Annotated in this window: 14 protein-coding genes, 1 tRNA gene and 4 pseudogenes; 9 read left to right on the top strand and 10 right to left on the bottom strand. The window is 68.2% G+C overall.

Annotated features, from left to right (window positions below; translation table 11 throughout):
- Positions 1–143: 143 nt before the first annotated feature.
- A complete protein-coding gene (locus IPK24_07680; protein MBK8075432.1) occupies positions 144–833 on the bottom strand; it encodes a hypothetical protein in 690 nt (229 codons plus the stop codon).
- A 45-nt stretch (positions 834–878) separates the two neighbouring features.
- Here IPK24_07680 and IPK24_07675 point away from each other — a divergent pair.
- A pseudogene (locus IPK24_07675) lies at positions 879–1,849 on the top strand (DUF4143 domain-containing protein).
- 209 nt (positions 1,850–2,058) lie between these two features.
- A complete protein-coding gene (locus IPK24_07670; protein MBK8075431.1) occupies positions 2,059–2,439 on the top strand; it encodes a RidA family protein in 381 nt (126 codons plus the stop codon).
- A 174-nt stretch (positions 2,440–2,613) separates the two neighbouring features.
- On the opposite strand, the pseudogene IPK24_07665 reads toward IPK24_07670, so the two are convergent.
- The 4 genes and pseudogenes from IPK24_07665 to IPK24_07650 all read right to left on the bottom strand — a co-directional run bounded on the left by IPK24_07665 (position 2,614) and on the right by IPK24_07650 (position 4,488).
- A pseudogene (locus IPK24_07665) lies at positions 2,614–2,807 on the bottom strand (NUDIX domain-containing protein).
- 115 nt (positions 2,808–2,922) lie between these two features.
- Entirely contained in the window at positions 2,923–3,204 is a 282-nt protein-coding gene (locus tag IPK24_07660) for a helix-turn-helix transcriptional regulator (GenBank protein ID MBK8075430.1), read from the bottom strand.
- Positions 3,201–3,605, bottom strand: a complete 405-nt coding sequence (locus tag IPK24_07655; protein ID MBK8075429.1) for a hypothetical protein — start codon at positions 3,603–3,605, stop codon at positions 3,201–3,203. Before IPK24_07655 ends, IPK24_07660 begins: the two co-directional genes overlap by 4 nt.
- 176 nt (positions 3,606–3,781) lie before the next feature.
- Positions 3,782–4,488: pseudogene (locus IPK24_07650) on the bottom strand (4a-hydroxytetrahydrobiopterin dehydratase).
- A 940-nt stretch (positions 4,489–5,428) separates the two neighbouring features.
- On the opposite strand from IPK24_07650, the gene IPK24_07645 reads away from it, so the two are divergent.
- Positions 5,429–6,145 (top strand): helix-turn-helix domain-containing protein, encoded by a 717-nt coding sequence (locus IPK24_07645; protein MBK8075428.1) that lies wholly within the window; start codon positions 5,429–5,431, stop codon positions 6,143–6,145.
- On the top strand, positions 6,142–6,864 hold the full coding sequence (locus tag IPK24_07640; GenBank protein ID MBK8075427.1) for a hypothetical protein: 723 nt from the start codon (positions 6,142–6,144) through the stop codon (positions 6,862–6,864). Before IPK24_07645 ends, IPK24_07640 begins: the two co-directional genes overlap by 4 nt.
- 555 nt (positions 6,865–7,419) lie before the next feature.
- Here IPK24_07640 and IPK24_07635 read toward each other — a convergent pair.
- Both IPK24_07635 and IPK24_07630 read right to left on the bottom strand, forming a co-directional pair.
- Positions 7,420–7,737 carry a helix-turn-helix transcriptional regulator gene (locus tag IPK24_07635; GenBank protein ID MBK8075426.1) on the bottom strand — a complete coding sequence of 106 codons (318 nt, stop codon included), beginning with the start codon at positions 7,735–7,737 and terminating at the stop codon, positions 7,420–7,422.
- Positions 7,734–8,081, bottom strand: a complete 348-nt coding sequence (locus IPK24_07630) for a type II toxin-antitoxin system RelE/ParE family toxin (GenBank protein MBK8075425.1) — start codon at positions 8,079–8,081, stop codon at positions 7,734–7,736. The genes IPK24_07635 and IPK24_07630 overlap by 4 nt, the downstream gene beginning before the upstream one ends.
- A 141-nt stretch (positions 8,082–8,222) precedes the next feature.
- Here IPK24_07630 and IPK24_07625 point away from each other — a divergent pair, with 141 nt between their 5' ends.
- Positions 8,223–8,561 carry a hypothetical protein gene (locus tag IPK24_07625; protein MBK8075424.1) on the top strand — a complete coding sequence of 113 codons (339 nt, stop codon included), beginning with the start codon at positions 8,223–8,225 and terminating at the stop codon, positions 8,559–8,561.
- 19 nt (positions 8,562–8,580) lie between these two features.
- A complete protein-coding gene (locus IPK24_07620) occupies positions 8,581–9,525 on the top strand; it encodes a transposase family protein (protein ID MBK8075423.1) in 945 nt (314 codons plus the stop codon).
- Positions 9,526–9,953: 428 nt separating this feature from the next.
- Here IPK24_07620 and IPK24_07615 read toward each other — a convergent pair whose 3' ends face one another.
- Positions 9,954–10,700, bottom strand: a complete 747-nt coding sequence (locus IPK24_07615) for a hypothetical protein (GenBank protein ID MBK8075422.1) — start codon at positions 10,698–10,700, stop codon at positions 9,954–9,956.
- Positions 10,697–11,197 (bottom strand): sigma-70 family RNA polymerase sigma factor, encoded by a 501-nt coding sequence (locus IPK24_07610; protein MBK8075421.1) that lies wholly within the window; start codon positions 11,195–11,197, stop codon positions 10,697–10,699. Before IPK24_07610 ends, IPK24_07615 begins: the two co-directional genes overlap by 4 nt.
- Positions 11,198–11,597: 400 nt before the next feature.
- Between IPK24_07610 and IPK24_07605 the strand changes: the two genes are divergently transcribed.
- Entirely contained in the window at positions 11,598–12,380 is a 783-nt protein-coding gene (locus IPK24_07605) for a hypothetical protein (protein MBK8075420.1), read from the top strand.
- Between the two features lie 419 nt (positions 12,381–12,799).
- On the opposite strand, the gene IPK24_07600 is transcribed toward IPK24_07605, so the two are convergent.
- A tRNA-OTHER gene (locus IPK24_07600) sits at positions 12,800–12,882 on the bottom strand.
- A gap of 746 nt (positions 12,883–13,628) precedes the next feature.
- Here IPK24_07600 and IPK24_07595 point away from each other — a divergent pair.
- Entirely contained in the window at positions 13,629–18,710 is a 5,082-nt protein-coding gene (locus tag IPK24_07595; protein MBK8075419.1) for a tetratricopeptide repeat protein, read from the top strand.
- Positions 18,710–20,103: pseudogene (locus IPK24_07590) on the top strand (hypothetical protein). Before IPK24_07595 ends, IPK24_07590 begins: the two are co-directional and overlap by 1 nt.
- The last annotated feature ends 16 nt before the right edge of the window (positions 20,104–20,119 follow it).

Raw genomic sequence — 20,119 nt, 5'->3', positions numbered from 1 at the left:
CACCGGTCGGCACATCGGGTGTCACCCCCACGCTGCCCCCAAACGACCCCCGCTCAACCCTGAGACGGTCTCGGGGTCCTTGGTCACCACGAGGGTCAGGACCGAAGGGAATCCAGCCCCTTCGTTGCTGTGGCTGACGTGGCTCAGAGTCCCCAGAAGGGTCCGGAGAGTCCGACGCTGCGCAGGTAGTCGGCGGCGGCGGCAGGTTCACGTCGGATGTAGCCGCGGTCGAGGCGGCCGGTGTACCAGTCGGACGCGAATCGCCACAGGGTGGTCAGGTCCATGACGTAGCCGCGGGTGTTGCCGGTCTGCTCGAGCCAGTCGTCGACGCAGGCGTCGTTGCAGAACAGGCGCTGGTGGCTGCAGGTGTGGACGACGTCGTCCCACATCCGGGCCGCGGGGACCAGGAAGTGGGCGACCTGCTCGCCGGACGGCGGTGCGGTCCGGTCGACGTTCCAGGCGTGCGCGGTGGAGCAGGCCGGGCAGGTGGTCGCCACGAGCAGGGAGGGTTCCCAGGTGAGCAGGTGGGCCATCGCGAAGGAGTCCCAGGCGCACCCGCCCCACCACAGGGTGTTCGCGCCCATCACGGAGAACCCGAGCGGGACGGCCGCGAACGGATGCGCCATGGCGATTCGCCCGGTCCCGTCGAGGGCCAGGTGCCGGGCCGCGGCGAGCTCGGTGATGGCGTCCCGGACAACCTGTTCTGTCACCTCGAGTTGGCGGGCGATCTCCTCGACACTCGGCGACCGACCTTCGTGGGCGAAACCGGCGTAGACGGCCAGGCGGACATCCTCGATCGTGGCGGAGGCGCTCGGGTCCGCGGAGGCCTTCATGGCGGGAGCGTAGTGCCGGCCGAGGCAAGGTCCGTGAATCACGGAATGAGAGAAACCCAGCTCTCATGCACAGGAAAGGTATATCCGAGATCGAAGCAGACCGGCCGGCTCCGCACGGTCACGATCTGGCCGCTGTCGCAGGGCGAGCTGTCGGTCGGCCACGAGAACCTGCTGGAAAGCCTCCACACGGATCCGGCGACCGTGGTGGCACAACACCCCGTCTCGCAGACCACTCGCGAGGACTACATCGACCGAGTGTGCGCCGGCGGCCTGCCCCTGGCCGTGCGCCGATCACCGACAGCCCGCGCCCGCTGGTTCGACGACTACGTGCGTCAATCCATCGAGCGGGATGCCTCGAACTGAGCCGGGTGCGTCAGCGGCAGTCGCTGGCAGACCTCCTGACCCGATTAGCGTCCCAGACCGGTCAACTGCTCAACATCTCCAAGGCCGCCGAGGCCGTCGGCGTGGAACGCAAGACCGCCGAGGCCCACCTACGGCTCCTGGAGGACCTGTTCCTGGTGGTCCGCCTGCCCGGCTGGGGAAAGACCTTGCGCTCACGGGTGAGTGTGCGACCCAAGGTGCACCTGGTCGACTCCGGTCTCGCGGCCCGACTGCTACGACTCACCCCCACCAAGCTCGCCACCTTGGACCCAGCCGCGCTCACCGACTTCGGAAACCTGTTGGAGACGTTCGTGGTCGGCGAACTGCGCAAACAGGCCTCCTGGCTCGACGAACCCGTCACCCTCGGCCACTGGCGCACCAGCGACGGCACCGAGGTCGACCTCGTCGCCGAGTTCGACGACGGACAGGTCCTCGCCTTCGAGGTCAAAGCCAACCAACGAGCCACCGGAACCGACATTTCCGGCCTCCAACAACTACGCGAGGCGCTCGGACCCCGATTCCGCGCCGGCATTGTCCTCACGACCGGACAACGCACCTACACCCACAGCGACCGCATCCACATCATGCCGATCGACCGCCTGTGGCAAACCAATGACCCAGACCCCGACACGTGATGCACGGAGTCTTCCGGTGGCCAGCATCACGTGGACTCCTTCCCAAGATGAAGATCATCATCTCAGATCAAGGTGTCCAGGAAACCGGGTCAAGCTCCCGCTCGAACCTCTGACGGGCTGTGAAGGACCGAACATTCCGAGGACGTCCATGAGTAGCCTTCCCACCATGCGCACGTCCATATGTGGAGGCTGAGTCGAAGGAGGCCGCGATGGCTGGTCAGATCGTCACGACGAAGGACGCCCCGCAGTCCCCGCTGTACGCCCAAGGGATCAGGGTCGGGGCGCAGATCTGGGTCTCGGGAATGACAGGAATGGACCCAGCGTCGGGCCAGATGGCTGGCTCTACCATCCAGGAGCAGACCGAGCAGGCGCTGACGAACTGCGAGCGGATCATCGAGGCCGGCGGTGGCACGCGAGACGACATTGTCGAAGTGGGTGTGCTGCTGGCCCGACCGGACGACTTCGCTGGTTTGAACGAGGCCTACGCCGAACACTTCTCCGAGCGCGCGCCCACGCGCTACGTCGCGCGTCTCGGGCCGGATCTTCCAGGCGTGCTGGTGTCCATCCGCATGACCGCAGTCATTGGATAGACCTTCCGTGGATTGTGGGGCGCGAGACGACGTCCGGCTAGCCGGGGAGCGGCCCTTGTTGATCGGCGCAGGTGGATCCCGCCGTGGCGCCTCGGGCTGAAGAACACACGCTCTTGCCGCGAGGTGACTGATCTCGGGGCCTGTCCGTGGCGGCTTTCCGGTTGCGACCCGTGCAGCACTCAGGTGGACACCGAGCTCCTCGAGGCACTCCCGAATGACCGCCTCGCCAGGCGACTCGCCTTTCTCGACATGTCCACCGACCAAGTCCCAACAATCCGGATACCACTCACGCAGCGGATGACGATGCACCAGGAGCACGAGACCGTGCGAACAAGCACTGCGACTGCGATCGGAATCCGGGCGACCATGGCGGCACGCTACGCGCGCATGCGCTCTCATGCCGTTGTCCGGTTGATGCGGCCCATGCCGATGAGTGAGTCTTGGTGCTCCTCGCTTTAACCCGGGGCGGACGCCGCGTGCCGCTCAGTCCTGCTCAGCGCCCCAGCACGCAAGGGCAACGATCGCCTCGCGCAAGGCGAGCCCGCGCTCGGTCAGGGCGTAAGCGCGGGTGTTGTGTCGAAGGGGCAACCGGTGCAGGACACCGGCCGCTTCAAGCTCGCGCAGGCGGGTGGCAAGCATGTTTGTCCCCAATCCAAGGGTGCGCTGAAGATCGCCGTATCGCTGCGGGCCGTCGAGTAGTTGTTCCACGATGAGCAGGGCCCACCGTGCTCCGACGACATCGAGGGCCGCCGCGAGGTCGCTCACGCGGTCGGAACGGGTTCTGGCCTCATCCAGAACGGCGAGTAGTGGTAGCCGTCGGGATCGTCGAATTGACGCTGATACATGAAGGGGTAGTCGTCGGTGTCGCCAACTCGCCCGCCAGCGGCGCCGGCGCGCTCAACGAGCTCGTCCACCGCCTCGCGGCTGCCGAGGTCGAACGAGACCGTGACCTTCGACGGCGTGTGGGGCCCGCCGATCAACTCCTCAACGCCGCCGACGCTGGCGTACATCTCACGGCTCCCGAGCATCACGTACTGGTCGGCAGCGATCGCGAAGCACGAGACGTTGTGATCGGACATGTCAGGGTTCAGTGTCCAGCCGAGGGCCGTGTAGAAGGCTGTCGCTCGCTCGACGCTCTCGACTGGACAGGTAATGAAGAGGCTCATGGGGGCTGATACTTCCAAAATGGAAGTATCTGCGTCAAGCTGGACCCTGCCCGTCGTCCAACACACTCATCTGCCGCGGACAGGGCGTTCGGTCCTGCCGAGAGTCGGATGTTCGGATCAGTCGCCGAGATGCTCAAGATGCCGGCGCGCTTACCGCGTCAGGCCGAGTCGGCGCTTCAACCCTTGTTCGCAGCTGTAGCGTCGACACAGACGACTCCCTGATTGCCTTCCTGGTCGGCGATCACCGTCATTGAGGGTGCCTTGCTGTCATCAATGACGGACCCGCCCGCGGCCAGGGCGGCGGCGATCCGTGGCCCGGCCGACTCAGGGGCCACGTATACCTCGACGTGGAACCGCTGACGAGCGGTGTCGTGCGCGTCAGCGTCCCCGAACCACAGGTTGGGTACTCGTCCCGTGGCGTCCCTGATCTCGTCGCCAGGAGTCCCGAGGCCCTGCGACTCGGCCTGCCGGTCAGCAGGGCGGCCCAGACCGGTGCGATGGTCGCGGAGCGCACCGTGTCGAGGCCGAGCTCGATCTCGCTGACCGAGCCCGGGTCGGCGGTGAGCTCGTGGTCGACGGCGATCTCGCTGATTCGGCGGGCAAGGTCGACGTCCTGCTGGGTCACCCACTCGATGACATATTCGGTGCCTTCATCGTCGCGGAAGACGGCGTCGGCGCTCACCAGCTCGAGGTCGACATACCCCTTACCGATCGACACACGCGGGTGGTGGCCGAACGCGTCGCCGGCCTCGCCCACCGCGGCGACGAACCGTGCACCGGCGCCGAAGTCACCGACCAGGTAACGGGCATGAAGTCCCTGGGCCAGCTTGCGCCAGTCAGTCAGGTTCGCCTCGGCGATCTGCTCGCCCGTCAGCATGTCCATGCTCGGGGACCCTATCCGGCTCTTCCTGATCGAGGGTGTAGCCGGGCTTGACCGGTCGCCTCGGGCAGCCAGACGAGCGTTCAAGGCGCCTGACTCCAGGAAGCTGTTGGCAACGTCCGCTTCTGCCGCGATCCGCGCGTTCGGCCCTCCCGAGTTGAGAGCGGTGAGCGGCATCAGGAGGCGCTCATGGTGAAGCTGAGGATGACCGCCGCACTGGCGACGATGTGCCCAGGTGCCAGACCTTGCTCGCTGGCTGCACCCGAGGCCTCTCCCACGCCCTCGATACTGCTCAGGCCGCGTGGCCGCAGGGGTCTACGTCATCGATATCCACCCACTTCCGATTCGTGCACCGGCAGCCTCGGCGTACAACTCCGCCTCGCGACGGCCGGCGTCTGCGTCGCGGGTTCTCCCGACACCGCGCGGCGATGTCACGGACGCGCAGCCGAGGTGCACTGTCCCCGTTTCGCCACACACGCTTTTCGAGCATGCTCACCTACGGGCAGCCCGGCGGACCACCCGTCCACGGACGTCGACGGACGCTCACGGACACGACGCCCACCCTGACCAGGGCGCCGCCGGGGACAAACTGAGACGAACAATTGAGACGAAGACACGAAGCGCGGTCATACCCCCAAAGGGGTATGACCGCGTTTCCGCAGGTCAGACGCGGTGGCGGTGGGATCCGCGGGCGCCGTCCCCGCTCCGCGCGACCGGCGGCCCGCTCCCGGCATCCACCCGATTTGAACCCACGGTGGACTTGCGCCCACTCACGCTTTCGAGAACTGCACCCCAACCCCAGTTGGAGTTCGGGAACGTCCGTGAGCTGCAGGTTCACCACGGAACAGACGGCTCCGGACATCGGCGGACGCCGGCACATGAGACGAGAACTGAGACGAACGATCTGCAACACAAATCTATAAGTTCATGTAGTATTCTGTTCGTGACCTTCGTCAGTGTCTCCGAAGCCGCCGACCTGATCGGTGTGAGCGTGCCGCGTATCCATCAACGGATCGCTGACGGTTCCCTGCGCGCACAGCGGATCGGCGCCCAGTGGGTCATCGACGAGCTGTCATTGCTGCGCATCGCCGAGCGACACCGACCAGGCCGACCGCTGTCGACCCGCTCCGCGTGGGCGATCATCGCCACCTCCCTGGACAACCAACCCGCCCTGACCGGACTGGCGCACGCCGAGCGCCTCCGGGCGCGAGCACGTTGGAACGGTCTGCTCGAGTCGGCGAGCCGCTGCTCGGCGACCGAGGACGACGTCCGGCACCTCTCGACGACCCTGCGCTCGGTGTTCCGCAACAGGGCCTCCCGACTCCAGCGCACGGCAGCTGTGGCCGACCTCTCCCGACTTCGCCAGGACCGCCGGTGGCAGGCTCTGGTCTCTCCTGCCCAGACCGGGATCGCCTCAGCAACTGTCGAGGGGTACCTCTCGGCCGACGATCTCGACCCGATCTCCCGCGAGTACCTGTTGGTGCCGGTCGACACCGACGCCAACGTCGTGATCCACGTACTGCCCGCGGGGCAACATCCCTACCCGACGTCCACGCTGCGCCTGGCCGCCGACCTGGCCGACCACCGCAGCCCCCGCGAAGAACTCCGGGCTGCCGAACTCCTCCGCGGCCTCGCAGCCGAGAACCTGACCGACCGATGACCGCGTTGCCGCCCATGCCGCCCGAACAGACGGCGTCCTGGCTCGCGCTGCTCGACCTGTACGAGCGCCTCGACCACGGGTGGACCCTCATCGGTGGCCAGCTCGTGCACCTGCACTACGCCGAACGCGGCCAGGCTCCGCTGCGTCCGACCAACGATGTCGACACCGTGATCGACGTCCGCGCGGACCCGAACCTCCTGAACCGGTTCACCCGCACACTCAGCGACATCGGATTCCTCGCCGACGGGATCTCCGCCGACGGCAACCAACACCGCTGGACACGAGGACCCGCATCCCTCGACGTCCTTCTCCCCGAGGGCATCGGCACACGCGCACGCGCCCGACTCGGCGTGACCGGCAGCCCCACCCTGCCCACCGACGGCGGCACCCAAGCCCTCCACCGCACCCACACCGTCCCCGTCACCATCGACGGGCGTCACGGGCACGTCCGCCGACCCAACCTGATCGGCGCTCTGGTCGCGAAAGCCGCAGCACACAGCAACCCCGGCGACCCCCGACGCCACCGGCACGACTTCCTCACCCTCGCCGGCCTGATCACCACCCTCGACGTCGCCGACGACGTTCTCACACCCACCGACCGAAGGCGTCTGAGCAGGATCATCCATGCCATCAACGCAGACCGCGTCCTACTCCTGGAGAACCCGAACGCTCACGAAACGATCGCCCGGCTCACCATCGCCACCGGCCTGGCCACCTGAGTGCGAGCCGGAGCGTAGCGAGAGGCGTCGGGACCTCGGACCAGCACACGCCGGAGCACACAGCGCCCAACTCCGCACACGCTTTGAGGGCGTGCTCATCCCCCGCGCGCTCATCGGACCAACCGTCCATGGACGTCGACGGACGCTCACGGACACGGCGCCCACCCTCACCAGGGCGCCACCGGGGACAAACTGAGACGAGAACTGAGACGAACAACTGAGACGAAGACACGAAAACGCGGTCAGAGCGGTGGCGGTGGGATCCGCGGGCGCCGTCCCCGCTCCGCGCGACCGGCGGCCCACTCCCGGCATCCACCCGCCACCGCCAACGAAAAACCCCGGGCAAGCCCGGGGTTTCGTTGGCGGTGGCGGTGGGATTTGAACCCACGGTGGACTTGCGCCCACACACGCTTTCGAGAACTGCACCCCACCCCCAGTTGGTGTTCACGAACGTCCGTGAACTGCAGGTTCACCACGAAACAGACGGCTCCGGACACCAGCGGACGCCGGCAAATGAGACGAGAACTGAGACGAACCCAGCCCGCGTGACCCGCATCAGGCGATGGCCGCGATGTCCCCGTCGTCGAAGTAGATCGCCTGATGCAACCGCCCACCCAACGCCGCGGCATACCGCGCCAGGACATCCTGCCCCGACACCCGGCCCCGCTCGATCTGGGAGACCCGCCCCTTGGTCACACCCATCCGCTCAGCCACCTGCAGCTGGGTCAAACCCCGCGACCGACGCAACTGCGCCAGACGCGCACCGATCACCTGCGCCACCAACTCCTGCTTACCCGCCTCGAACGCCGCCGGCCCACCCGCCTGCTCGACGAACTCCTCGCGGACCTCACTCCACCGCACCCGACCACTCATCGACCCACGCCCTCCTCGCCCAGCTCGGCATCCCGTTCGACCAGATACGCCTCATAGCGTTGCTCGGCGACCGGGATCGCCTCCCGGTACCACGCCCGCCACCGATCGGTCTTGTCACCAGCCACCAACAAGATGCACGCCCGCCACGGATCGAACGCGAACAAGATCCGCACCGTGCCGACCCGCAACTCCTTCAGATTCGTCACCGACGAACCCCTGATCGAGTCCACCAACGGCCGACCCAAACCCGGACCATGCTCAGCCAGGACATCGATCGCCTGCGCCACACGGTCCCTGTCCGACGCCTCCAACGCCCTGATCCAGGCCAACACCTCATCGACCACGAAGACGTCCCAGTCCTCCACCCGCCGAGTATAGCTTCCGCTCTACTATCGGCGGCATCGCCGAGTTGACTCACGTCGAATGCCCGCGTGGGTGGGGTCGTTGACTCATCGGTGGATGCCCGCGTGGGTCAGGCTCGCTCGATGGGGTTGACCATGGTGCAGCGCAGGGCGGTGTTGGCCTCGCAGGTGGCGGCGTGGCCGAAGGCCACCAAGGGCGAAGTCGGCCATCCTGATCATCTGGTGGCGGTCAACGGGTGGCATCGTGACCACGCCCGCAAGATGATCCGGGCGGCCGTGGCCGATGGTGGCAGCGACCGGGCGGTCGGTCAGCGGCGGGCGGCCCGGGCACCGGTCTACACCTACGACGACGCGGCGATCACGGCGTTGGCGACGTGTTGGGCGGTGCTGGGCGGCCCGACCGGTAAACGGCTGCAACCGGCGTTGGCGGCCCCTGGTCCCGGCCCTGCTGGCCCACGGTGAACTGCCCCAGGACCCGGCCGTGATCGATGCCCTGTTGGCGATGTCGGCGGCCACCATCGACCGGCGCCTGAAGACCCACCGGGTCGGACTGGTCGCCGCCAAGGGCCGGTCCCTGACCCGACCGGGCAGCCTGTTGAAGTCCTCGATCCCGTTGAAGACCTGGCACGAATGGGACGACACGGCACCGGGGTTCATCGAGATCGACCTGGTCGGCCACGAAGGCGGCGACGCCAACGGCGCCTTCCACTACACCCTGGACGCCACCGACGTCGCCACGGGCTGGACCGAGGCGATCAGCATCGCCTCCAAAGGCGAACGGACCGTCTCAGCGGCCCTGACCCGCCTGCAGGTCCGGTTCCCGTTCGCCCTCCTGGGCATCCACTCCGACAACGGCAGCGAGTTCATCAACCACCACCTGCTGAAATGGGCCACCGACCGGCAGATCACCTTCACCCGAGGCCGGCCCTCCCACTCCAACGACCAGGCCCACATCGAGCAGAAGAACTGGACCACCGTCCGTCACGCCGTCGGCTACCACCGCTACGACACGGCCCGAGAACTGGCCCTGCTCAACGAACTCTGGCCCCTGCAAGCCCAACTGACCAACCTGTTCCTGCCCCAACAGAAACTGCTCACCAAGACCCGCGACGGCGCCAAGGTGACCAAGACCTACGACAAGGCCGCCACCCCCGCCACCCGCCTGGCCCGCGACCACCCCGACGTCCTGACCCCCACCGACGCCCACGCCCTGCGCCACCAACTCGACGTCCTCAACCCGGCTGGCCTGGCCCGCCGCATCGCCGCCGTCCAGGCCAGCCTGCTCGAGCTGGCCCGCCGCCGCGGCAGCATCCAACGCCGCGCCAAGACCAACGCCGTCTACCTGTCCAAAACCAAGATCAAACCACCCCAGGCCCCGCGGGCATCCACCGATGAGTCAACGACTCACCCCAAGCGGGCATCTTGACGTGAGTCACCAGGATCGCGGCGCACCCGTTGACGCACCGAACACGCCGACCATCAGCAGCCGCGACCGACCGCCACGTCACACCACCCTCGACCCGTCCGCCGAGACCGTCACCCACTCAGCCGCCGACAACCTCGAACAGCACCACCCCAGGGGACGACCGGCCGCGGCATTCCGAGTTCCGCCCGAACTGAGCTCCAACGTCGCGATCCGCTTCTCCTGCGCCACCACCACAGCCCGCAACTCCGCGACCAGCAAGAGCAGAACTTCCCGCGACGCATCCTCCCGCTGCCACATTTCACGCAGCCAGACAGCCTCAAGACAGCGCCACCCAACAATCGACGCACCAACGGCTACACCCGCAGCCGCCTGGATGTTGTACCGCCCCTGATTTGGGCAGACGGGGTGCGGCGGTCCACCCACAACCACTACTTGGCTGTGATGTCGAGATTCCAAGGCCCGCCGAAGGGAGGGGTGGTGCCGATAATCCCCGGTTCCCAATGAGCGCCTGTCCAGGCGTAGTACTGGTAGCGACCAGGGGGCAAAGGGTCGCCAGCGCACGCGGTGAGTGGAATCCCGCTGGAGAGACTGCCGGAGGACTCTCCCGGCGCCAGTTCGACACCACGGCCACTGGCGCGGACTTCGTCGGCGAGCGCGACCACGACCCCGTCCCGGACGACCGCGGTCCGTGGCTCACCAATGACGCCCTTCAACCGGCTTTTCGTGGGGTTTGCCAGAGTTATCGTGATGGGGAAGTAGGTGTCGCCTATCGCGTTCACCTTGACATCCCGAGGAGCCACCTGAACATCGGTGCCCACATACAGCGACGGCCCCGCGATCGTGGGCATCCGCCGTCCACATGCCACGCTCGGTCGGGGTGCCGGCACAACCGGCAGCCCTGGATCATTGGACGGCCCAGGCGAACCTGCCACCGAGGTTGCGCTAGGGGTGGGTTCCTTGGCGGTCATCACCGGATCTCCGTCTCTTGCCATGGATGTCACCAGACCCACGAACACGACCGCAACGCCGCCGACCGCAGCGGCGGCCCCGACCCGGATGTTCCGTCTACCCGACACCCGGCGCCGGATCCGCTGCACGTCGAGGGCATCATCGGGCCAGGAAAGGCCATCTAGATGCCGGGACACGACCCTGTCGATCTCGTCGTCCGTAATCATCCTTTGCTCACCTTTTCTCCCACCTGGAGTTCGGTAGCCAGACGTTTGCGGGCATCGGCCAGATGCCGCTTCACTCCGCCCACGCTGCACCCGAGGACTGCCGCGATCTGTTTGACCGGAAGATCATCGAAGAGCTGCAAGGAGAACGCCGCTCGCTGCAACGGCGTGAGGCTACCCAAGGCACGGACCACGAGATCGTCCAGGGCAACTTGATCCTCCGGTGATTCCTGGCGCCCGAGCAGCAGCAGGCCCCTCACCTCGCGCCAGCGACGCTCTCGGCGGGCTCGGTTCAGCTGGAGCCTGGTCATGGTCTTGCCGAGGAACGCCTCCAGGTTCTCAATATCGCTCGCATGGCCCGGGCGAGCCCATACCCGGACGAGCGCCTCCTGCACCAGGTCCGCCGAATCGGCCTCGTTACCCGTGAGCAAATAGCCAAGGCGCAGCAGTCGCCGCATGCGCGACCCATCGGATACAAACCGTTGCAGATCGTCTTCCACTGCCACAGCAGACCCTCCCGGGACCGACTCGGATCCATTCCTCCTCGTGGAGCTTCCCAGCCTCACCCCTCTCAGACACCCGGGAACGGCCGAAGGTTGGGCTGCCCGAAAAGCGCGACGCGCACTTCGCTGCCCGCCTCGGTGTGCAGGGCCAGAAGGCCACATACCGATCGCTCGCTTCGGCCGAGGGGATGGCCCAGGCTCCTCGCCTTTCCGGGTCGCCGTGCGCGAGGATCGTGGGCCAGTGGTGAGGGAGGCGGTTGTGCGGTTCCGTGCGATGACGTCCTGGGTGCCGGGCTCGCTGTCGGTGGAGGGAGTCGCGAGGCTGGCTGAGGGTGTGGGGCTTGGATTCGCGCCACGAACGATGCGGGGAGGCTGGTCGCCTCGACGCACGGTCAAGGTGACCCAGCAGGCCTGGGCGCGGTTGTTGGCCGAGGGGTATGGACAGTCACTGGACCTTGAGGGCGAGGGAGGCGACCTGCAGATCAGCTATGTCGCCATGTGGGGCATGGAGATCTTGATATGGACCCTCGACCAGTGGCCGAACGACTGGGCCACCGTGCTCGACGAGTGGAGCTTGTCACCCGGCTTCACCGCCGGCTACGTGGGCGACCCCGACGACCAATTCTGGCAGTCCGCGGACCACGTCAGCACCTACGAACTGTTTCAGCGCCCCGTTCCCACACACAAGATCGTGACTGATCCCGAGACCCAGTGGCAACGCATCGATGTCTCCGGCAACCCAGGCAGGATGATTGGGATGCCCGGGTTCTGGTTCTGCGCCGGGGCGAGCATCTGGCTCGCTCCCCCAAGCTTCCCGATCCTCGCCGAGCACAGACTGCGGGCCTTCGCCGGCGCCGTCCCCGTCGCCACATCCTCGACAATCCGGATCGACCTATTCGACGCCGCCGCCCCGGAGGCGACGATCCGCGCACGGCAGCAGGCCCTTCTCGACCACCTGGACCTTGACGCAGTTCTCGCCGGCATCGACCCATCGGGTCGACAAGGCGACGCTTCAGTGCGGTACGCCATCAGGACCGAAGGGCCAGTGCGGCTCGAGGTCACTCGATGGTTCACCGCCGACGGCCACACACCGTCGCGACGCTCCGCTGCGGCTCAAGAACAGTCCACCACCTATCGCCACGACGGGTCGCTGATGGAGGTACGAGAAAAGCACCTCTGACCCACGGGTGACAGCCGCGCCCCCCGGCGGGAGTGTGACATGACCCCGGCTGCGGCATCGAACCTTCTCGCCCGACCTACCGCGATCAGCGCGAGCGTCCACGCCCAGCCACCCAGCAGCCGTCACCGCACAGATATCCGCCGGGATCCGCACGCGGCCCTGGTCCTGAACCTTCGAGCGTGAAGTGGGTTGGGCTGCTGCCCCACCAAACACGCTTTCCGGCGTGCTCACCGGTGAGTCCTTCGCCGAGCCAACTGTCCATGGACGTCGACGGACGCTCACGGACACGACGCCCACGCTCACCAAGGCGCCGCCCGGGGATAACTGAGACGCAAACTGCGACGAACAATTGAGACGAAGACACGAAAACGCGGCCATACCCCTGAGGGGTATGACCGCGTTTCCGCAGGTCAGAGCGGTGGCGGTGGGATTTGAACCCACGGTGGACTTGCGCCCACACACGCTTTCGAGAACTGCACCCCACCCCCAGATTGGTGTTCACATACGTCCGTGAACTGCAGGTTCACCACGGAACAGACGGCACTGGACACCGGCAGACGCCGGCAAATGAGACGAGAATTGAGACGAGCCGCCATCGCGTCGGGCCGGCTCAGCCGCGACCGGCCGTCCTCCGTCGCCCCTGGCCGGACTCTCGTGAGCCCCTTGCGGACGCGCTAGGCGAGCATCGCGGGCGACGGCGATCCGGGGCGGTTGCTGCGGATGGACCGGGGCCGATACCCCGCCAGGCTCTCCGGGGTCGCCGTGGTCCTCGGGAGCCAGGGCCTCGACCGCGTACGAGATGGCCTGACCGGTGTGGATCGTCTCGCCGTTGGTCGAAGACCGGGCGGATGCGATCCGTGCCAGCGCGCTGCCGGAGTTCGTCCCGCCCCGCCTTCCGCCACGCCTCGTCCGCGGCGAGGTCAGGGCATACCACCACGAGGGCGACCTGGCACCCCGCCGCGGTGTCCAGCGCCCTGAACATCTGGCCGAGTTCCACGTCCCGAAGCCACGAGCCAGCCTGGTGTCGCCCATTCGACAACTCGCTCACCCAGACAACGCAAGGCCCCGAGCACCGACACAGCGACGGCCTCAGATACGTGCTCACAGCCCGCTGGCAGCTGCGTTCCGCCGGTGGTGTCCTGTCCCGGGATCGAAGACCCTGTCCGGCGATCACGGTCGGGCTAGCCTGGTCCCGCTCCGTCACGACTGGTCACCGGAGCTGTGGACACGGTCGTCCTGGGGGTGGGGATGCCAGCTTCGCTGGAGTCGGCGCAGGTGCCCGGATCGAGTGCGCCTCGCGGGCGTTTCGTGGGGGTCGGGGTTGGCACCTACGAGTCGGACTACCTGCCCGATCTGCCACGCGCGGTGAGCGATGTGACCACGCTCGCGCACCTGTTGGCCGGCGGCTTCGATGGTGAGCCCCTGACCGATCCGCAGAAGGCCGACGTCGAGGCCTACTTGGGGCATGTGAGGGGGAGCTTGCCCGAGGGGGGCTCGGTGGTCGGGATCTGGGCGGGCCATGGCACGCCGTCCCCGGTGGGGGTGTTGCAGTTGCCGGCAGCGAACGGGACGGACGAGGACTCGGGGAACCTCACGGCCCAGGATTTCGTCGCGGCGTGTGTGCGCTCGGGCGCCAACCAGATCGTCATCGTCTTGGACACCTGCTTCTCGGGAGCGGCGACCTTCGATGCGGCCAGCCTCTCCTCTCAGTTGATCGCGCACAGGCCTCCCGATGCCGAGCACGTGTGGGTGGGGGTATTGGCGTCGTGCCAGCCGTGGGAGAAGGCCCGCGACGGGACGTTGGGCGAGGTGTTGTGCGCATTGCTGCGGGAGGGGCCGTCGGATCCGCAGACGCGGGTGTACCGCTGGTCGGCGCACCAGCGGCTGCTGCGTGGGGACGACCTGTGCGACGCCGTTCTGAAGGCGTGGACCAGCCGTGCCCAGGAACCGATGCTCGTGACGACGGGCAGTGCCTGGTACATGATCCCGAATCCGTTATATCGGGCCGGGGCCGCGCAGGGAGTGGTCGAGCACCTCCTGCTGGCGGCCCGCGGCGGCGCCGGAGCCAAAGAGGTGTCCGCGTTCACCGGTCGCCGCGGCGAGGTGGACACCGTGGTCGGGTGGGTGAGGGAGCGCGCGCCGGGGGTGTTCGTGGTGACCGGGCCGCCGGGAACGGGGAAGTCGGCGATCGTCGGGCGGGTGGTGAGTCTGGCCGACCCCGTGGAGCGTGCCCGGCTCCGCGACGAACCCGGCTGGCACGGATGGGGGCACGCCGACCCTGGTGAGGGCAGTGTCCACGCGAACGTGCATGCCCGCGGACTGACCGCCGACCGGATGGCCGAACTCCTGGACGCCGCACTGATCGCGGCAGGCATCCTCACCCCAGCCCTGAACGGGCGAGCACGCAACGCGGGACTGCTGGTGGGACAGCTGCAGCAGGACGCCGAGGCCGACGGGTGGGTGGCACCGGTGATCGTGGTCGACGGGTTGGACGAGGCCCGCGGCGAGGTGTTCAGCATCGTCGAGGACCTGTTGTCCCCGTTGGCGGCGGTGGCCACCGTGGTGATCGCGACCCGCCAGGTCGTCCGCGGCGGTGATCAACCCGACCTCATCCAGGCCTTGGCGCCCCATGGCCCGGGCATTGACCTGGGCATCGCGATGGTGCGGGCCGCCGGCCTGGGCGACGTCCGCGCCTACCTGGTCCGTCGTCTCGATCAGGTCCGGTCCAGCATGGATGCTGTCGCGGTCGCTGACCACGTCACCACCAGTCGCCCGGGCGAAGCTGGGGTGGAGCAGCCGTTCCTGTTGGCCCGGATCGTGGCCGATCAACTGCGGGCACACCCGGTCGACACCAGCCAACCGCACTGGCAGTCCCAGGTGGCCTCCAGCTACGGGCAGGCCTTCGACCTGGACCTGGCCCGCATCCCTGCCCCGCCCGATCGCGTGATGCCGGCCGGGTCGACGCCGTCGTCGCGGGCGCGGGTGGTGTTGACCGCCTTGACGTGGGCGTTCGGGGCGGGTTTCCCGGCCGAGGAGTGGCTGACCGTGGCCCAGGCCCGGGCGCCCGAGGCCGACCTGAAGCAGGCCGACATCTGGTGGGTACTGGCCGAGGCCGGACGGTTCATCGTCCAGGACGGCGAACACCAGACCGCGGTCTACCGGATGGCCCACCAGTCCCTAGCCGACCTGTTGCGCGCTCGCTTCGACGTCGCCGCTGACGCCCCTTTCGACCCGGACGCCCGACCCGTCGCGCTGGCCCTGACCGACCGCTACCAGCAACTCATGGACGCCGGTGTCCCCGCCCAGTCCGCGGGCTATCTGTGGCGCTACGTGTGGCGACACAGTGCCGCCTGCGGCCCAGACGGGTTGGACATGCTCCGCGGCCTGGCGGCCACGGAACCTGCCCTGAGGAATGACCTGGCGCTGGCCGCGGGTGAGGTCTCGCAGACGTTCCGATTCTGGGGCCGCCGGCAGGAGGCCCTGGCCCCCACCCAGGAAGCCGTCGACATCTACCGGGAACTGGCCGCCACCAACCCCGCCTTCCGACCCGACCTCGCCAGCTCGTTGAACAACCTCGGCGTCCGCCTCAGCAACCTCGGTCGCCGCCAGGAGGCCCTGGACCGCACCCAGGAAGCCGTCACCCTCTACGGGACCTGGCCGCCAACCCCCGCCTTCCAACCCAACCTCGCCAGCTCCTTGAACAACCTCGGCGGCCACCTCAGCAACCTCGGCCGCCGCCAGGAGGCCCTGGACCGCACCCAGGAAGCCGTCACCCTCTACCGGGACCTGGCCGCCACCAACCCCGCCTTCCGACCCGGCCTCGCCGGCGCCCTGAACAACCTCGGCGTCTGCCTCAGCGAGCTCGGCCGCCGCCAGGAGGCCCTGGCCCCCATCCAGGAAGCCGTCACCCTCTACCGGGACCTGGCCGCCACCAACCCCGCCTTCCGACCCGACCTCGCCGGCGCCCTGACCAACCTCGGCGGCCACCTCAGCAACCTCGGCCGCCGCCAGGAGGCCCTGGACCCCACCCAGGAAGCCGTCACCCTCTACCGGGACCTGGCCGCCACCAACCCCGCCTTCCGACCCGACCTCGCCAGCGCCCTGACCAACCTCGGCGTCTTCCTCGGCGAGCTCGGTCGCCGCCAGGAGGCCCTGGACCCCACCCAGGAAGCCGTCACCCTCTACCGGGACCTGGCCGCCACCAACCCCGCCTTCCGACCCGACCTCGCCAGCGCCCTGACCAACCTCGGCGTCTTCCTCCGCAACCTCGGTCGCCGCCAGGAGGCCCTGGACCCCACCCAGGAAGCCGTCACCCTCTACCGGGACCTGGCCGCCACCAACCCCGCCTTCCGACCCGACCTCGCCCGCGCCCTGAACAACCTCGGCGTCCGCCTCAGCAACCTCGGCCGCCGCCAGGAGGCCCTGGACCCCACCCAGGAAGCCGTCACCCTCTACCGGGACCTGGCCGCCACCAACCCCGCCTTCCGACCCGACCTCGCCATGTCCCTGAACAACCTCGGCGTCCGCCTCAGCGAGCTCGGTCGCCGCCAGGAGGCCCTGGACCCCACCCAGGAAGCCGTCACCCTCTACCGGGACCTGGCCGCCACCAACCCCGCCTTCCGACCCGACCTCGCCAGCTCCCTGAACAACCTCGGCGTCCGCCTCAGCGAGCTCGGCCGCCGCCAGGAGGCCCTGGCCCCCGCCCAGGAAGCCGTCACCCTCTACCGGGACCTGGCCGCCACCAACCCCGCCTTCCGACCCAACCTCGCCAGCTCCCTGAACAACCTCGGCGTCTTCCTCGGCGAGCTCGGTCGCCGCGAGGAGGCCCTGGACCCCACCCAGGAAGCCGTCACCCTCTACCGGGACCTGGCCGCCACCAACCCCGCCTTCCGACCCAACCTCGCCAGCTCCCTGAACAACCTCGGCGTCCGCCTCAGCGAGCTCGGCCGCCGCCAGGAGGCCCTGGACCCCACCCAGGAAGCCGTCACCCTCTACCGGGACCTGGCCGCCACCAACCCCGCCTTCCAACCCAACCTCGCCAGCTCCCTGACCAACCTCGGCGGCCACCTCAGCAACCTCGGCCGCCGCCAGGAGGCCCTGGACCCCACCCAGGAAGCCGTCACCCTCTACCGGGACCTGGCCGCCACCAACCCCGCCTTCCAACCCGACCTCGCCAGCGCCCTGACCAACCTCGGCATCCGTCTCAACGACCTCGGCCAGGAGCATGGCGACCTGTGGGAACCAGTGGTGGAGGATCTGTCACCGGCAGAGCGGGCGTTGCTGTTGCTCTATCGGTCGACGAACACCAGTGAACCGGCGGCGGAGGCGGCGTCCTGGATCTGCCGGGCGCTGGTCGAAGCCGGTGAGGATCAGCCTGTCCTCGCGGCACTACGCGATCAGGCACGCCGCCACCGGGCGGGCGACCCAGCAGCCTTCGACGCTGCCTGGGCCACGGCCACCACCGAGCCCACACCACCTGCCTGGCTCCACGTCGACCCCACCCTGTTGGCAGCGGCACAGGCTTGGGTTCAGACCGAGACCTATGAGGATGAACAAGCCCACCTGGTCGAGCACCCCGAGCTGCTCACCACCGACGCCGATGGCGCCGTCGACGAGGCACTCCTGCCACTCGACCCGGTCGAGGCCGCCCGGTACCAGCAGCTACGGGACGCCGCCCGGGTCCACGGGGTCCAGGCCGCCTACAGGCCGCTGCTGCTCGCCATCCTCACCGGTCGTCTTCTGGCCGCCACGGGCCAGGAACGCCGCCTCCTGCTGACCGACCACCGCGACGACCTGCTCGACGACACCGTCCACCAGATCCTCCAGAACCGCGCCGCCGACGAGGACCAGGACGTCGCCATGGCTGCCGCCGAGGGACTGGCCCTGATCATCCTCACCGGTCTGGACGCCACCGGCTCGACCCTGACCGCTGTCCTGGACGCACTCGAGGAGCCCACCCGGTTCGCGCCACTGCTGCAATCCCGAGCCGTGACCCCCGATGCTGTTCTGTTGCAACCGGTCGCCGAAGTGGCCTGGTCGTACGCCGTCCGTACCCGGGACGACCGGCTTGAAGGTCTGGCCGGCCTGTACCTGGCCACTGCCGCCGCCATCACCCACGACACGGACACCGCGCTCGCACTGCTCGACGAGGCCCGAGAATTGACCCCGGACCAACGCGACACTTGGGTGGGCCTCCTCCTCGACATCACTGCCCACCACCCCACCACCCTGCCCCTGGTCCAACACCTGATGACCCCACCCCACCCCACCAGCGACACGGGTAATCCTCTCCAGGGCAACGGATCCCCCGACCCCGATAGGAGACACTGATGGGTGAGCAGCAGACACCGTCGACCACGGACCTGGTGGTGGTGCTGCCCGGCATCACCGGCAGCACCCTGCTACGGGCCGGGAACCCGGTCTGGGCGGTCACGCCCGGGACACTGATCGAGGCGATCACCCACCTGGGCCGCCACCTCGCGGTCCTGCAACTACCCGAAGGCATCGGGGACGAGCATCCCGGTGACGGCGTCGAACCGGGACAGTTGATGCCGACCCTGCACGGCATCCCCGGAGTGTGGACCCCGATCAAGGGCTACACCGAACTCCTCGACCACCTCCGCGGCCTCGGATACCGCGAACCCACCGGTGACCAGCCGGGGAACCTGCTGGCGATCCCCTACGACTGGCGACTGTCGAACCGCTATACCGCCCGCCGCGTCAAGGCAGTCGTCGAACCCGCCCTGGCCCGCTGGCGCGCACGAGGCGGCCGCTACGCCGACGCCCGCCTGGTGTTCGTGTGCCACTCCATGGGCGGACTCATCGCCCGCTGGTACATCGAGATGGAAGGCGGCGCCGAGATCACCCGCAAACTGATCACCCTCGGCACCCCCTACCGCGGCGCCGCGAAAGCCCTCGCCCAACTCGTCAACGGCGCCCCCCGCAAACTCGGACGCCTCGCACCGGACCTGACCCCCCTGATCCGATCATTCCCGTCCATGTACCAACCCACCCCCGAATACGCGTGCATCACCCACGGGCGCGACCTGCTCAAGACCGCCGAAACGACCCTGCCCGACCTGAACACCACCATGGCCACCGACGCCGCCGCATTCCACACCGCCCTGACCACCGCCGAACATGCCCGCGGCGACACCGTGCACGCCATCACCCACGCCATCGTCGGGATCCGCCAAACCAGCACCACCACCCTCACCCCCACCCCCACCGGCCTGGACGAACGATCCACCTACCAAGCCGAGCAGCTCTACGGCGACGGCACCGTGCCCCTACCCGGCGCCGTCCGCCACGGGCTACCCCTGGACACCCCCCTGATCAAACGCATCGCCGACAAACACGGCAACCTGCAACGCAACCAAGCCGCCCTCGACGAAATCGAAGGCATCCTCACCGGACACGACGTCAACGTCCGCGCCACCACACCCCTGCAACCCCACGTCGACACCCCCGAACTCCTCACCCCCGACGAACCCATCCCCGTCACCATCGACCTCGGCGCCAACCACGGCATCCGCCTCACCCTGCGCAACGAACACGGCACCCCCATCGACACCCTCACCCCCCGCCCCCACCACGGCACCGCCACCGCCACCTTCGACCCCCAACCCCCGGCGGCTACACCATCGACCTCACCGGCCTGGCCCCCGCCAGCCCCATCACCCCCATCAGCAGCGACCTCATCATCTGGCCACCACAAACCTGAACCAGGGCTACCCAGG

The organism is Kineosporiaceae bacterium (assembly GCA_016713225.1).
GTDB lineage: Bacteria > Actinomycetota > Actinomycetes > Actinomycetales > Kineosporiaceae > JADJPO01.
The sequence above is the reverse complement of the archived record's forward strand: the minus strand, read 5'-3'. Positions and strand labels throughout refer to the sequence as shown.